The 15,190-nt window shown below is 50.8% G+C and carries 12 protein-coding genes; all 12 read right to left on the bottom strand.

Translation table 11 applies throughout. The features are described 5' to 3' along the window. Positions 1 to 21: 21 nt before the first annotated feature. The 12 genes from yesZ to GYO_RS26205 all read right to left on the bottom strand — a co-directional run bounded on the left by yesZ (position 22) and on the right by GYO_RS26205 (position 15,149). Positions 22 to 2,016 (bottom strand): beta-galactosidase, encoded by a 1,995-nt coding sequence (gene yesZ / locus GYO_RS26260; RefSeq protein ID WP_014112970.1) that lies wholly within the window; start codon positions 2,014 to 2,016, stop codon positions 22 to 24. Between the two features lie 5 nt (positions 2,017 to 2,021). Further along, complete coding sequence (locus GYO_RS26255; RefSeq protein ID WP_014112969.1) at positions 2,022 to 2,675, bottom strand: rhamnogalacturonan acetylesterase; 654 nt, start codon at positions 2,673 to 2,675, stop codon at positions 2,022 to 2,024. Positions 2,676 to 2,829: 154 nt separating this feature from the next. After that, positions 2,830 to 4,668, bottom strand: a complete 1,839-nt coding sequence (gene rhgX, locus GYO_RS26250; protein ID WP_014112968.1) for a rhamnogalacturonan exolyase — start codon at positions 4,666 to 4,668, stop codon at positions 2,830 to 2,832. A 46-nt stretch (positions 4,669 to 4,714) separates the two neighbouring features. Then, positions 4,715 to 6,559, bottom strand: coding sequence for a rhamnogalacturonan lyase (gene rhgW / locus GYO_RS26245; protein ID WP_014112967.1), 1,845 nt, complete (start codon positions 6,557 to 6,559; stop codon positions 4,715 to 4,717). A 138-nt stretch (positions 6,560 to 6,697) separates the two neighbouring features. Then, on the bottom strand, positions 6,698 to 7,324 hold the full coding sequence (locus GYO_RS26240) for a YesL family protein (protein ID WP_014112966.1): 627 nt from the start codon (positions 7,322 to 7,324) through the stop codon (positions 6,698 to 6,700). Beyond that, positions 7,321 to 7,983, bottom strand: a complete 663-nt coding sequence (locus tag GYO_RS26235; RefSeq protein ID WP_014112965.1) for a YesU family protein — start codon at positions 7,981 to 7,983, stop codon at positions 7,321 to 7,323. The genes GYO_RS26240 and GYO_RS26235 overlap by 4 nt, the downstream gene beginning before the upstream one ends. After that, on the bottom strand, positions 7,976 to 8,674 hold the full coding sequence (gene rhgT, locus GYO_RS26230) for a rhamnogalacturonan acetylesterase (protein ID WP_080010058.1): 699 nt from the start codon (positions 8,672 to 8,674) through the stop codon (positions 7,976 to 7,978). Before rhgT ends, GYO_RS26235 begins: the two co-directional genes overlap by 8 nt. 13 nt (positions 8,675 to 8,687) lie before the next feature. Further along, entirely contained in the window at positions 8,688 to 10,973 is a 2,286-nt protein-coding gene (gene yesS, locus GYO_RS26225) for a transcriptional regulator YesS (RefSeq protein ID WP_014112963.1), read from the bottom strand. Positions 10,974 to 10,994: 21 nt separating this feature from the next. Further along, the gene (gene yesR / locus GYO_RS26220) at positions 10,995 to 12,029 is read right to left on the bottom strand and encodes a rhamnogalacturonyl hydrolase YesR (protein WP_014112962.1); all 1,035 of its coding nucleotides are present in this window, start codon (positions 12,027 to 12,029) and stop codon (positions 10,995 to 10,997) included. 16 nt (positions 12,030 to 12,045) lie between these two features. Then, positions 12,046 to 12,936 carry a carbohydrate ABC transporter permease gene (locus GYO_RS26215; RefSeq protein WP_014112961.1) on the bottom strand — a complete coding sequence of 297 codons (891 nt, stop codon included), beginning with the start codon at positions 12,934 to 12,936 and terminating at the stop codon, positions 12,046 to 12,048. Positions 12,937 to 12,939: 3 nt separating this feature from the next. Beyond that, complete coding sequence (locus GYO_RS26210; RefSeq protein WP_072182254.1) at positions 12,940 to 13,869, bottom strand: carbohydrate ABC transporter permease; 930 nt, start codon at positions 13,867 to 13,869, stop codon at positions 12,940 to 12,942. After that, complete coding sequence (locus GYO_RS26205; RefSeq protein ID WP_014112959.1) at positions 13,866 to 15,149, bottom strand: ABC transporter substrate-binding protein; 1,284 nt, start codon at positions 15,147 to 15,149, stop codon at positions 13,866 to 13,868. The genes GYO_RS26210 and GYO_RS26205 overlap by 4 nt, the downstream gene beginning before the upstream one ends. Between the last annotated feature and the right edge of the window lie 41 nt (positions 15,150 to 15,190).

The raw sequence follows: 15,190 nt of genomic DNA, 5'->3' as shown, positions 1-15,190 counted from the left end.
AAGCTGATTCGATGCAAAGAATCAGCTGTGATTGTCAAACTGAATCACACGGTATTCATGCGGTCCGACCGCCAGCCTCCCCGCTTTTTCCGAACGGTTCGTCAACAAATCCGTTCCCGCTTCCGGCAATGTTACGCTTCCGCCTTTTCCATCCATATTCACGATGACCCACACAAGGCCGTTATCGCCTTTGCGAGGGGCAACGATCGTGCCGGGTGTCACATCCGACCGAACGGAAATGGCTGCTTCAGCGGCATAATGCCTGACGAGCGCTTCCAGCATCGCATCCCCTTTTTTCCCGGATGGAAGCGAGCCGAGCATGACGATTTTTCCCTTGCCGTGCTTCCGTTCTGTCAGAAAAGCATGGCCTGCTGCCGGTCCTGACTCAACCGTGCCTAGGGTGTTTCCGTTCTCTGTATCAAACACCGCGCTCCACAGCCCCAGTGGCGCCGTGATGCCAAACGCTTTTCCTGTATTCGCAACCTCGTTCATTGGAAAGGTAAACAGCGTTTTGATCCCGGCTGTTTTCTCAAGTTCGCCAAGCCCGCAATCGGTATGAATTGTATGCTCGCTTGAGCGTCCCCCTGTCAGCGGTCCAACAATCCAGATGCCTCCAGCTTCAGCGAATGCCGAAGCTTTTTGGATAAAATCCGAAGACAGATACGGCACAAATGGCGTAAACAGCAAGCGGTAGCCGTCCAGTGGAACGCCTTCCGGAATGAGGTCACGGTGTATCCCCGTGTTAAGAATACGCTCATAAAAATGGGTCACAAGCGTACGGTGCTGGAGTCCCCGGTGAGGCTCCGTTTTGATAAATGCTTTTGCTCTGTCGGAGTACGTCATCGCTGCCTCGGCTTGAACGGGCACAGTCGATAAAATCACCTGTTCGATGTCCTTTCTTGCCCGCTCGACTGCCAGCACGTTCTGGTAGCCCACGGTCGGCTCGCCCCAGGCACTGAGAACCGAACCGTGTGAAATCTCGCTGCCCGAACGCTGCTGGCGCCACAGCCAATAGCAAAAACCCCCGCTTCCTAAGGCGTAGGAAGATACTGCTTCGGCCTGTAAATACCCATCGGCATGCGGAAACGCGGAGCTTTCGAGCGAGGCGGCATACGACGGACTCGTTTCCAAAATCCAAAACGGGCACCCTTGTTTCAAGTTCCTCCACAAATCACAGTTCAATAAAAAAGCAGAAGCGTTTTCCTGCGAAGCGTACGTATCATAGGAGGCAAAATCGAGATTCCGAAACATCCGCTCATTGTCCACGCTGAACATGACAGAGCCGTTATGCGTGATCGGCGCATCCGAATAGCAGCGGATGATTTTGGCCTGTTCATCCGCAAATGAAGCGATCATCTCCATTGAAAACAGCTGATACATTGTGCTTAGAGAGGCGTGATGCAGAAACGGGGCTGGCCCCGGCTGCGGCACTTGCTCAAACGTCTGGTAGGTTTCGCTCCACACATTGGTTCCCCATGCCTCGTTTAACCGCTCAATCACGCCATAGCGGTTTCTGAGCCAGTCATGCCATAAGTGCAAGCAAGTCTCACACATGCATTCTGCAACATGGCATTTAAACTCATTGTCGAGCTGCCAGCCGATCAGTCCCCGGAGCTGGCCAAGCTCCTTGGCGATGCTTGTGGTGATGATGGCGGCTTTTTTTCGGAAATACGGGTTGTTCGTACAAGCATGCTGACGGGAGCCATGCCCCATGACCTCTCTTTTTTCGTTAACATGCATACGCTCCGGCCGGCCGTGCGACAGCCAAATCGGCGGTGTAGGCGTCGGCGTGCACATGATCGTTTCGATGCCGTTATCATACAGCCGGGTGATGATCTCTTTGAAAAAACTGACGTCAATTTTTCCTTCTTCCGGTTCCATGACAGACCAGGCAAATTCGCCGATCCGCACAACATTAACGCCAACTTCACGCATGATGTCAATGTCCTGCTGAATCGTCTCTTCATCCCATAGTTCTGGATAATAGCAAGCACCGTGATACAGTTTTCTCCTCACATTTTTCACCCTTCTTTGATGATCGATTCTGTCAATGGCAGGCCGAGCTCCTTTATGCCTTTTGCCACAAGTTTCGCCATTTCATTTGCGCCTTTTTTTGTAAAGTGCGTGTAATCGTTCATTCCTTCTGACACCATAAAATAGGTGTACACTTTTTCCTCGCCCTTCTCGGTAAAGAAAGCAAGGCTTTTCTCCATCAGATCAATGAGCTGGACATTCTCCTCAGCAGCCGTCTGCTTCATGGCAATGCAATAATCAGGAAAGTCGTTCAAAAACACGCCGTTTTCATAATGAAAGCGGGCTACAGGGGTAATGAGAAGCGGATGGGCACCTTTTTCCCGCGCGCCTGCGATATATTGCTTTAAATATTGTTTATAGGTGGTATAGGGCTCGGTGTAGCGCTCCGGCTTATTTTTCGATGCGTCATTATGGCCCATCTGCACAAACAGCCAGTCACCCGGCTCAATCACATCAAGAATCGCCTGAAGCCTGCCCTCTTCCACAAATGTTTTCGAGCTTCTTCCCCCGATTGCTCTGTTGATCACCTGGATATGCTCCGGCAGATGCGAGCCGAGAAACTGCCCCCAGCCCCCTTGATTTGTGCTGTCTCCATACGTTTGAACAGTCGAATCGCCAGCAAGATAAATGTGATTTGCCATTTCTCATTCCCCCTCGTTTTTTCGTTTCATATGGCATCAATCATGGACAGCTCTTCCCTTGAAAAACCGGTGAGTTCAGCGCCTGAACATTGGTCGTCCTGCCCTTTGATAAGTCATCTTGTCGTACTGTTCGGCCTTTGCTTCGTAGTTCCTCCTATAGCGGCGCCTCCGCTTTGCTGCCCGCTATGTACAGGGCGGGCTTCGGTGGTTTTTTCATTCCCGTTCCGAGGTAAAAGCCCGTGTGCGGCGGCTGGTTGTAGGCGGTGTTCTGCCAGGCGATGCCGAGCCTGTAAACCGGATCGTGCATAAGCGTGTAAAAGCGATGGCGGGTGAGATGTGTCGTTGTATAGATGCGGAGCGCGCTGCTGTCTTCCGTTCTCCATATCACTTCTTCCCGCCAGTCCCCGAACAGGTTGGCCTGAAGAACAGGATTTCCTTTTGTGCCGTTGTTGGACAGCACGCCGTCCGGCTGAAAAATCGTCTTCAGACAGCGGTTTTCAGCATCCCACTTTTCAATCTTCGGCCGGCCGGCCGTTCCGTCCCAGTCATGATCAAGCAGCTCCCTGACCAAGTCGCCGTCCCACCAGATGGCGAAATTGGCTGAGATGGGCGCTTTGTCACTGATTTTTTCTCCTTTACTGGTAAAAAGGCCGTATGACATTCCGTCATTGCCCGGCGGATCGATTCCCCAGACGAGCGATCCTTTGTAGTTTGGGTCTATATGAGCCGCCATGCCCCTGCCGACGTCAGTTCCGGCATGAACGCCCCACAAAATCTCGCCGGTTCCGGCATCACGCAGCGACAGTCCGTACGGCTTCGAGGCATCCTCATGCACCTGAAACACTTCAAGCCCTTTTCGGGACGGATCCAGATCCCCTACATGCATCGCGTCGCCGTGTCCGAGCCCCGTTGTGTACAAGCCTGTGCCGTCATGATCAACCGCCATGGCGCCGTAAATGATTTCATCCTTCCCGTCTCCGTCAACATCTGCCACACTCAAGCTGTGGTTGCCCTGCCCTGCATACGCTTCATGGCCCGGCTGATTGGAATCAAATGTCCAGCGTTTTTTGAGCCTTCCGTTTCTGAAATCGTATGCCACGAGTACAGCTCTCGTATAGTAGCCCCGCGCCATCACGAGGCTCGGCCGCTCCCCATCCAAATAAGCGATCCCGGCGAGAAAACGGTCCATGCGGTTTCCGTAGCCATCTCCCCAATCTTCCAGCTTGCCGCGGGGCGGTTCATATTCCACGGTCGTGAGCGCTTCACCAGTTTCTCCTTTAAACACAGTCAAATATTCTGGACCGGACAGGATTCTGCCCTGTTCGTTCCTAAAATCGGCATGCTCATCGCCAATGATGTGTCCTTTCCCGTCTGTTGTGCCGTCGGCTGTTTTCATGGCGATTTCTGCTTTTCCGTCACCATCCAGGTCATAGACCATAAACTGGGTATAATGCGCGCCTGCTCTGATGTTTTTGCCGAGGTTGATGCGCCACAAAAAGGTGCCGTCCAGTTTATAGGCATCTATGAGAACCTCCCCGGTATATCCGTCATGGGCGTTGTCTTTTGAATTGGACGGGTCCCACTTCAGGATGATTTCATATTCCCCATCCCCATCCACATCCCCGACACTGGCATCATTGGCGCTGTAGGTGTACGGCTTTCCGTCCGGCGTGATACCGCCCTCCGGTTTGTTAAGCGGAACCTCTAGGGCATTTTCCCGCCAGACGGGAGCTTCTTTGGACAGCTTTTCTTCCCGTCCCTTATTGACGGCCGCCACCTGGTAAACAGAGTCCGCCGTTCCGTTTTGATCGAGAAAATTGGTGCTGTCCGCGATAGGCTCGCGGGTGATCCGCCTTCCATCCCGATAAAGGTGAAAAGCCGTCGTCTCATGATCCGTTCCGAGAAAACGCCAGCTGACAAACACGCCCTGCTCCGTCTTGACCGCAATTAAGCCTCTGGTCAAGTATTCCATCTGCCTCTTTTTTGGCTTCATTTTAATGGGAACGGGCTGCGTGCAGCCCGTTCCTTCCCCCTTTCTATTAAGGTGTATACATATTCGGTTTTGGCTGTTCCGCCATGCCCTCTCCTAAAAAGAAGCTTGTGTGCGGCGGCTGGTTATACGCGACATTTTGCCAGGCGATGCCAAGCCGGTACACAGGATCGTGCATCAGCGTGTACAGCCTATGCTCAGTCGGAATGGTTGTCGTGTAAATGCGGAGCGCACTGCTGTCCTCTGTTCTCCACACGACTTCCTCACGCCAGTCCCCAAGCAGATCAGCCTGAAGTGCCGGCGTTGCCTTTGTGCCGTTGTTGGCGGCCGCGCCTGATGCAGTCAGCATATTTTTCGATACACCGTTTTGATAATCCCACTTATCGATTCGGTTGCTGTCCAGCTGTTCCCGCAGTAAGTCGCCGTCCCACCAGATGCCGAAGTTGGTCGATGACGGAACACTGCTTCCGATTTTGACGCCTTTCGCTGTGTAAAGAGAACCGTTTGCCCACACTTCCTGTCCCGGATAACGCGGGTCAATATCAGCAGCCATCCCCCGGCCTACATCCTTGCCTGCATGAACGCCCCAAAGGATTTTTCCGGTTGCCGCATCACGGAAGGATAAGCCGTATTTTGCATTTTTGTCCTCATGAACTTGAAACACCTCAAGACCCGGCCGGCTCGGATCAAGATCCCCGGTATGGAGGGCATCCCCGTGGCCTAAGCCAGTTGAATACATGCCTTTTCCATCATGATCAACAGCCATTGAGCCGAAAATGATCTCATCCTTTCCGTCCCCGTCAACATCAGCGATGCTCAGGCTGTGATTCCCCTGTCCGGCAAACGCCTCATTTCCAGACTTCGAAGAATCGAACGTCCAAAGCTTTGACAGCTTTCCGTCTCTGAAGTTATAGGCGACAAGCGCGGTTTTGGCATAATACCCTCTGGTCATGATCAGGCTCGGCCGCTGTCCGTCGAGGTAGGCAATGCCGGCGAGAAAACGGTCAACCCGGTTGCCGTAGCTGTCTCCCCAATCTGACACATTGCCGCGGGCCGGTTCAAAGTTTGTTGTGACAAGCTCTTTCCCGGTTGCACCTTGAAACACAGTAAGGTATTCCGGCCCTGAAAGCACACGCCCCTGTTCATTTCTGTAATCAGCAGTGGCATTTCCAATCACTTTGCCCGTGCCGTCTTTTGTCCCGTCTGCCGTTTTCATCGCCACTTCCGCTTTTCCGTCACCATCAAGGTCATACACCATAAACTGGGTGTAGTGCGCTCCCGCTCTGATGTTTTTGCCGAGATTGATCCGCCATAGCTTCGTTCCGTCAAGTTTATAGGCGTCAATCAGTACGTCACCCGTATAGCCATCCTGTGAGTTGTCCTTTGAATTAGACGGGTCCCATTTCAGGATCAGCTCGTATTGCCCGTCACCATCCACATCGCCAACACTTGCGTCATTGGCGCTGTAGGTGTAAGCTTCACCCTTTGGCGTCGTGCCGCCAGCCGGTTTATCCAGCGGGACGGAATGATACGGCTGCGCCCATACGGAGGCTTTTTCAGAAGCCGCCTGTTCGGTACCGTTTACGACAGCCCGAACCGTATACGTTGAGCCCGCCGATCCGTTTTTATCCACATAGTTCGTGGTTTTGACAGGCGCAGCATTCAGCTTTTGTCCGTCTCTGTACACATTGAACGAAACAGATGCGTTTTCAGTGCCAAGAAACCGCCAGCTGACAAAAATGCCGCCGTCCGTCTTGACCGCCACAAGCCCCCGGTTCAGCGCTTCCATCTGCCGCGCTGCTCCTTCTGCTTTCACAGGACATACAGAGGCTCCCATCACCAACAAGACCAGCAACGTAACAGCGGTAAATATGCGTTTCCTTCGTTTAATCATCAGACAGCTCCTTCTCATTTTTCTGTAAGCGCTTACTTAAATTGGATTTTATGCGCTTTGTGAGCTGTCTTCAATTACACTTTTTTGCATCTGCCTTTTTCGGACACTGCACTTTTTTGCGCGATTGTCATTTTTTTGTTACCCGGCTTGGTAGTGCTGGGCCTCCGTCTTTTGAAATCCTCTGAGAGCAAAAAACATCGACACTAGCCCAAATAAACATGGGCCGTAAAATGGGATCAAGCCCGGGAGCGTATACAGCAGGTAAAGGACAAACCCGCACCCGATCAGCATACATCCGGTCGTCAGCGGCCGCATGGCGCCAAACAGCAGCGCTTGCGGAATATATTTGCGAAGCGGGAGCTGGTAATGCACATAAAGGGGAAATACATACATCAGCGCAATGATATACAAAAGCCCCGCAAGCAACGTGCAGCTTGTTACGGTAAAGGACAGCCAATCCGTACTTGCAGAAAAATAATGATAATTCGCGGACAATATGAGCAAAAGAGCCGCAAACGCCAGTCCAATTGCATTGACCTTGAGAAACTCTTTTTTGTAGGTATCGAGAAATAACGGAAACACCGCGATATCCTTTTGCCCCATCAGCCATTTCCGTATGACGGCACACATCGCGGCAGTGCTCGGCGCCCATCCGAAAAGAACGCCGCCCAAAAGCGTAAACAACAGCCACAGCCCGTTGAGCCACGCAATTTTCACCACCGCTTCACAGCCTGCATAAAGCGCATCCGTTACCGTCGTCCTCATCTTCTCACCGCTTGATGCACAGCAAAATCTCGATAAGCGGCTTTCATGGGCGCCATCTGCCGGAACCCGATTTTCCCTTTTGTTAACACAGACCCGTAGGTGCTGCCGTCGTCCATCCATTCAAGAACGGGCAAATCATTGATTGAAAAGTGCACATAGCCTTTGTCTTTAATGAGCTTCATATGATACGGGGAATCAGCGTCGTCTGGAGATGGGAGCGGATCGGCTCCCATCGTGGCGAGATGGAAACCGCGGCTTTTTCTTAAATTGCAGGTGCGGAACGCTCTTTCCTCCGCGTATTTTCTGCGGAAATACGACAGGTGGAGCGCATTGATATCCCCCGAATGATATTCAGGGTATTTTCCCGTTCTTTTCTTGAGACTTGGATCAAACAAATCTTCGCCTCCAATCCCCGCAGCGGCAAAAAACAGCATACACAACCCAGGCTGCTCAATCGGAGAGAAGTCCCACGTCACAATGATGCCATCCGGAAACGTTTCCGGGCACCAATAGACAAAGTGTGCTTCGTCCTGAACATGCGACAGATGCAAGCGGTGATCGTCAAATGTGATCTGTCCGCCTCCCTCCATCCGCCAGTCCTTCACATCGCTTGCTGACCGGAGCGGATTGCGGTACAGGCACGCGCCTTCCTTATACATATTCTTTTCCCTCCCGGCTCACGAGATGATCCTTCAGCGGAAGACCGAGTTCTTCAATGCCTTCTGCCACAAGCTTCGCAACCTCCATTGCCCCTTTTTCTGAAAAATGCGTATTGTCCTCAATGCCGTCCGGATAATTCGGATGTTCATTCGGCTGAAACCAAACGAACAATCTTTTCGACTCCTCCGGTCCGTATGCTTCATAGAGCTCTTTTGTTTTTGCCAGCAGATCAATCACAGGCACATCAAGCTCCTTCGCCAGTGCTTTCATCGCATCAGGGTACTCGCCAAGTGTATGCTCGATCCGTCCGTTTTCATCAAAACGGCGGCGCTGCACCGATGTGACAAAGACAGGATGCGCTCCCTTTTCGCGTGCCGTATCTGCAAACAGGGTGAGAAATTGCTGAAACGTAGAGTACGGCTTCGTCCCGCGCGGTTTCTGGTCATTGTGGCCGAATTGAATAAACAAATAATCGCCCTGTCTGATGCGCTCGGCAATCGCCTGAAGCCTTCCTTCCTCCACAAAAGAATTGGTGCTTGCCCCTCCTTTGGCGTGATTGTGCACCTTCACATCTTCAGAAAACAATTGCCCGAATACCTGCCCCCACCCCGCCATCGGCGCTTCATGAGGCGGGCAGTCACTCACGGTGGAATCCCCCGCTAAAAACACTTGAATCGGTTTCTCCATCACATGTTCTCTCCTTTCACGGCGTTTCCTGATACATTTGCCTGAAGACACCAGGCGGCATGCCGACCTGTTTTTTAAAAATCCGATTGAAGTAATTGTGGCGGTAGCCGACTTCTTCCGACACGTCATGAATTTTTTTATTCGTATTCACCAGCAGCTCTTTCGCCTTTTCGATTCTGATTTGGGTCACATAATCTATAAAATTAATGCCGGTCACTTGCTTAAATGCCTTGCTTAACGTATATGAATTCATGCCGAGCGCATCGGCACAGCTTTCCAGCGAAATATCCGCCATATACTGTTCGTGAATCATGGCGATGACACGATCCGCCAGCTGCTTTTGCTGTCTGTTTTTTCTGCCCTCAAGCTTGGAAAGGTAAGGCGTCACCACAGCATCCATCAGCCAGGCCGTTGCTTCATTAGGTTCGCGCAATTCTGAAATGTCAAGAAGCAGCTCCCGATGCTGAAATAGGTCACTCGGATTGAGCCCGGAATGCAAAATATCCTCCTGAATGCGGGAAAACAGCTGAATCAGGGCGGAGTGCACATGCCTGTCTATGACCGCCTTTTCCGCCAGGTCCTCCATGCATACACGTATCAATTCCTCGACCTCCTGTTTTCTTTCCAGCCGGATGGCCTGAACAATTTGTTTTTCCAGTTCAAAAGGATAATAAGGGGCGGATTGCTCACCCTGAGGGAAGTCGGCCTGCAAATCAAGCACCTGATGCCGGTTGGCAAACTGCCTGCGGGATTTACCGCTTTTTACATCTTGGAATAAAGCAGGGATCTCCGTGACACGCTCCGTCTTCCTGCTCATCGTTCCGGTCAGGCTTAATCCGGTAACATCGTCAAATTGGCGTGCCAGCTCTTTTACATACGCCTTCAGATCAGAGCTGTTTGTTTTCATCACAAGCAAGGTGACGGAAAGCCGGCCGATATCAAGAATAGAGGTCTGAAAACAGCGTTTTGCCGCAAGCTCCTCGGCCAGATTGGTCAGCGTAAATACAGCAAGCTGTTCATCACCGGCACGAAAGATGCTTTTTTCACAGCGGAGGCCTGTTACCTGAAGATCAAGCACCTGAAACACATTTTCTCCGATGCTCCATCCAGCCTCCTCCATCCGCGATCTGAGGCTTTTCTCGTTGTCATAGTAAAAATCGCCCTGCAAGAGGTGCTGAAAGAAACTCTTTTTCATATGGGGTGTCTGCCGCAGGAGCTGCTTTTGAAGTTTCTGGCTTTCAAGGGATAGATCATGCCATCGCTTTTCAATCCACTTGAATTCATCCTGCCCGGACGCCTGCCATGTTTTCTTCTCTCCCCCGGTAAACAAGCCAAGCAAATGCTGAATGGGGCGATAGATTTTTTTTGATGCATACCACGTCATGCACACCGCCAAGCAGATGCAAATGACAAGCATCACGATGATCACTTTTGATAAAAACACCATCGGCGCTGTAATGGCTGAAAGAGGCGCCGCTGACACAAAGGTCCACTGCTGATGCATGCGGTTCATTTCTCCAAATGAGACGGAATACACCTTGCCGTCCCATTCCATCTGAAAATGGCCTTTCTCTTTCGGCTGTTTTTTTACCTCTTGAAGTAAAGTCTTTTCAAAATCTATTTCTCCCTCGTGAAAAAGCACCTCCTGATTTTGATCCAGAAGCAGCGCACTGCCATCAGGATAAGGGGACAAGCTTTGTAGGATGGACTCCATTTCTTTCGGATCAACCGCCAGCATGATCGCGCCGAACGGTTTCTCCGCTGCGCCCGGAATGAGCTGGATCAGCATCGCTTGATTTCCGGATCGGTTCCAATAAATACTGTTGTCTGAGGCAAGCAGCGAGCGATACTTGCGAAGCGCCTCCTGTTCTGTCAAAGCGCTGTATTCAGGGCTCAGTACAAGAGGCCGGGGGCTGTTCAGAAAGATGGAAGCCTGCTCGATCAGCGGCTGCTGGTCCCGTAAAAGAAACAGTTTTTTCGTTAATTGATAGGAGAACGTAAAGTCTTTCTCCAAATCCCTCTCGGCCAATCCGTTCATCAGCGAAGAATCATATGCCATCTGGGTGAGAGTCAGCTCCAGCACTCCCAGTTTCTCATCCATTCGGCTGACTTCACGCGCCACCTGTGTTTCATGTGATCTCTGCAGCTCTTTCTCTACCTTATCGATCGAAAGAAAGTAGATAGCGCCGCCAGTCAGCAATCCGGGAATACAGGCAATCAGCAAAATGAAGACAAAGTTTCTTTTGAAATACGTTCCCTTCCAGCGTGAAACCCGTTCCTTCTGTTGAGGCTGTTTTTTCATCCCTTTCCCCCCGCCCCATCTTTACTGATACACGCGTTTTTTCGTTCTCAACACATCAGCAAGAAACGTCAGCGCAAGTCCCTGTCCCCATCCTTGTATTCGTTTGTAAGGCACCTGTTTGTATCCTTCTGCATTTTTCATGACGGCTGTTCCGGCCGATACCTTGCTGACCCGTCCGTCCTCTTCTACCGCATCCAAAATGGCGGCAAGCGATTTCTGCACATATTTCGTATACAGCTTTCCGTTCGACAGCAGAGCAGAGGCAATGCCAGCCGATGCCGAAACTTCGAGATATGAATCCGGGTCATCCAAAATGGTATGCCACAGCCCTGTATCGTCCTGAAGCCGGACGAGCGTGCTTAGCTGATCTCTGAGCGATCCGTCGATGATCATAAAGGAAGGATGCGTCACCTCAATGAGCGGGAGCGCCTTCGCCATCGTAAGTGCCGCCCAGCCGTTCGCCCTGCCCCAATAAATCCCCGACAGATGATTTTGCGCTTTATTGTCCCAGGCGTGGTAGTACAAATTCGTGACAGGGTCCTGAAGCACGTCTTCATGTCCGTGAAACTGGCGCAGGCCGTCTTCAAAATAATCCTCACGCTCCATCACCCGCCCGATTCTCAGCATAAACAGTCCCGCCATCATCAGCGTATCCGCCCATGCCTGTTCAGGAAACACGTACTCTGTCGAATTAACCGTATGCTGAAGAATCCCCTCGCCAAAGCGCGGCGCTTTATGCAGCACATACTCCGCCATCTCGCACGCTGTTTCCAAATATACGTGATCACCCGTCACCTTGTGGAGGAACAAAAGCGTATGTCCGATGGAAACCCCGTTGATCGAAAGCGGCGGCAGCCCATCCTCCAGCTGCTCATCCACCCACGTTTTTAACAGATTGATATATTCCTCGTTTTCCGTCGCTTCATAAGCCTCCGCCACGCCGTAAAACGCGACGCCGCCCGGCCAATCCCACGCAAAATCCATCTGAAATGTCCGTTTCACGATCCGGTCAATGACGGACGTCACCTTTTCTTCGTCAAAGATAAGCTGTGCCATCTGCAACACTCCTTTTTTATTTTAATCCGGTCGTACTGATGCCCTGAACGATATATTTCTGAAACAAAAAGAATACAAGAATCACAGGCAATAACGAGACGGCCGACATAGCAAACATCGCGCCCCAGTTCGAAGCAGATTCCGTATCGAGGAAAAGCTTCAGCGCAAGCGAAACTGGATAAAGCTCCGGCTTATTCAAATACAGGAGCGGCTGAATCAGCTCCTCCCACTTCCAATAGAAGGAGAAAATCGCAGACGTCGCAAGCGCTGGGGCAATCAGCGGAAGAATGATCCGCCAAAAGCAGGCAAAGCGCCCGCAGCCATCGATTCGCGCGGCTTCATCCAGCTCCACGGGAATCGTCCGGATAAACTGGATCATCAGAAAAATAAAAAATGCATGCCCGAAAAATTGCGGAACGACAATCGGTTTAAAAGAATTCAGCCAGTCTAATTTCGCAAACAAAATGTACTGCGGAATCATCAGCACCTCATGCGGCAGCATTAACGTCCCCATCATGCAGGCGAACCAAAACGCTTTCCCCTTAAACGGGATGCGCGCAAATCCGTACGCAATGACAGCCGATGACAGGACGGCGCCGATTGTTGACAGGCCGACAATGATCGCCGAGTTTTTAATAAAGGTCAGAAACGGCTGCCCCGCAATGCCCTTCCATCCTTCAGCATAGTTGCTGAGAATAAAAGGATCGGGAATGAGAGAATGAGAGGTTGTAAAAATACTGGAGCTTTCCTTAAACGAGCTGACAAACAGCCAAATGACCGGGTACAGCAATAACACTGCCAGCGATGCCGTAAAAACATGGAACAGTATGCGTTTGGGCCTGACGCGCCCGGCTTTTTTTCTCTCAAAAACCGGGGCTTCTCTGACAGGCTGGTTGACCGGCTCCATCCGTCATTCCTCCTTTGACTCGTAATGAACCCAATATGACGATGTTTTAAACAAAATCAGCGTAATCAGCCCGACAATGATGAGCATGATCCACGCCATCGCCGATGCGTAGCCCATTTGAAAATAGTTGAACGCCCGCTGGAACAAATAGAGCGAATACAAAAGCGTCCCGTCAAGCGGCCCGCCCTCGCCCTTCGAGATGATATAGGCAGGTGTAAATGTCATAAAAGCAGAAATCGTCTGCATCACAAGATTAAAGAAAATAATCGGCGTGAGGATCGGAAGCGTAATTTTAAAGAAACGCTGCACCCGATTTGCCCCATCCACGCTTGCCGCTTCCAAATACGAAGACGGAATGTTTTTCAGCCCGGCCAGAAAAATCAGCATCGATGACCCGAACTGCCAGACGGACAGCAGAATCAATGTCCACAACGCGCTAGTCGGGTCCTGGTACCAAAGAATTTTTTGATCAATCCCGACAAAAAACAGCAGCGCATTGATGACCCCGTCATTGCCAAAAATATTGCGCCACATAATCGCCACGGCCACGCTCCCGCCGATGATCGAAGGCAGATAAAAGAGCGTTCTGTAAATGGCCGTTCCTTTTGATGCATTGTTTAAAATGACAGCGATAAAAAGCGCGAAGCCGAGGCGGAGCGGAACCCCGGCAAGCACATACGTAAACGTCACCTTCAGTGACTGCCAATACTTTTCGTCACCCGTAAACATTTCCTTGTAGTTATCGAGCCCGATCCATTTCGGCGCCGTAAACAAGTCATAGCTTGTGAAGGACAGAAACAAGGACGCCCCCATCGGAATCACCGTAAAACATAGGAATCCGATAATAAACGGAGAAATAAAAGCATATCCCGCCAGATTGTCTTTTCTCATACTCCGGCTTTTTTTCATTGCATCAGCCCCATTTCCCGTCAGTTATTCCTCTCTAATATCTCATTGGCCTGCTTCCGGAACGTTTTGGCGGCTTTTTCCGGCGATACCTTCTGATACAGAATCTGATCAGACGTATCCTTCAGCAGCTTGATGACCTCCGCGCTTCCCACAGGCTCCGGCGGATCGGCTTTGCTGATGTTTTTTGATGCAGTTTCTACATATTCGATGATGTTGGCTTCTTCCTCATTCAGCTTCGGTTTAATCGCGTCCGCCACCTTGTCAGAAACCGGAACACCCCGTTCGCCTTTGATCAGCATGTTGGCTTCTTTATTGTTGACGAAGAAATCGATAAACTTTGCGGCCTCTTTTTTATGCTCAGAGCTTTTCGGGATCGAAAACAGCATACTCGGCTTCAGCGTCAGCGCTTTTTCCTTCATTTGCTCCGGCGGCAGATAAAGAGACAGCGGCGAGTCTGTCAATCGGGCAAAGCCCAAATATTGATTGGAGTAGTTCCATGTAATTGCTGACTTGCCTTTGACGATAAAGTCGTCCTCCATCCCTTTAATCTGTGCGCTTTCATCAGGTGTTGGGGATGTTTTCGCTTTCACCAGCCTCAGCTGCCGTTCAAAATAATCGACAAACAGCTGATCATCCTGATACGCGAGGCCTGTGCCGTCTTCTTTATAAAAACGCTCACCCTTCGTGCGCAAATAATAAGGGAAGAAAATATCAGGCGGGTGCATTCCATTGGAGCCGTAGACGCCGGCTTTTTCCTGAAGGTCATACGCCAGCTTCTCGTAATCCTCCCACGCCCAGTTTTCCTGATTGATGGACACACCGGCTTTCTTCAGTAAATCATCATTCGCAATCGCAGACAGCACGTTGACGCCCAGCGTAAACCCATAGAGCTTATTGTCAATTTTTCCGCCCGACAGCATATTCTCGTCGATTGAACTGACATCAATCGTTCCATCCTTTGTATACGGCGTTAAATCTTCCAGCTGGTTCTTCTTTCCGTACTGTGCCAAATAAGCGGTATCCATTTGAATGACATCAGGAAGCTGGCCGGCGGCAGACATCGGCGCGAGCTTTTTCCAATAGTCATCCCAGTTCGCAAATTCCGCATCAATATTGACGTGCGGATTCTTTTTCTCATATAGTTCAATCACCTTCGTTGTATAATCATGCCTTGGCTGCCCGCCCCACCATGCGATTCTGAGCGTAATGTCTTCTTTTTTCCCCGATGCCTCTTCGCCTGAAGAACATCCGCTGAAAAAAAAGACGCAGACAAGTGTTAACAGCACGTAACAAATCTTCTTCAAACCAATCCCCCCTTTAATGTAAGTGCTTACATTTTATTTTA

The sequence above is a fragment of the Bacillus spizizenii TU-B-10 genome, assembly GCF_000227465.1.
GTDB classification, from domain to species: domain Bacteria; phylum Bacillota; class Bacilli; order Bacillales; family Bacillaceae; genus Bacillus; species Bacillus spizizenii.
This window is presented reverse-complemented; position numbering and strand designations above follow the sequence as displayed.

Bases quoted from the DNA above. Each gene is read 5' to 3' on its own strand.
- GYO_RS26255 (WP_014112969.1), bottom strand. From the start codon at position 2,675: ATGGCAAATCACATTTATCTTGCTGGCGATTCGACTGTTCAAACGTAT.
- rhgX (WP_014112968.1), bottom strand. From the start codon at position 4,668: ATGAAGCCAAAAAAGAGGCAGATGGAATACTTGACCAGAGGCTTAATT.
- rhgW (WP_014112967.1), bottom strand. From the start codon at position 6,559: ATGATTAAACGAAGGAAACGCATATTTACCGCTGTTACGTTGCTGGTC.
- GYO_RS26240 (WP_014112966.1), bottom strand. From the start codon at position 7,324: ATGAGGACGACGGTAACGGATGCGCTTTATGCAGGCTGTGAAGCGGTG.
- GYO_RS26235 (WP_014112965.1), bottom strand. From the start codon at position 7,983: ATGTATAAGGAAGGCGCGTGCCTGTACCGCAATCCGCTCCGGTCAGCA.
- yesS (WP_014112963.1), bottom strand. From the start codon at position 10,973: ATGAAAAAACAGCCTCAACAGAAGGAACGGGTTTCACGCTGGAAGGGA.
- yesR (WP_014112962.1), bottom strand. From the start codon at position 12,029: ATGGCACAGCTTATCTTTGACGAAGAAAAGGTGACGTCCGTCATTGAC.
- GYO_RS26215 (WP_014112961.1), bottom strand. From the start codon at position 12,936: ATGGAGCCGGTCAACCAGCCTGTCAGAGAAGCCCCGGTTTTTGAGAGA.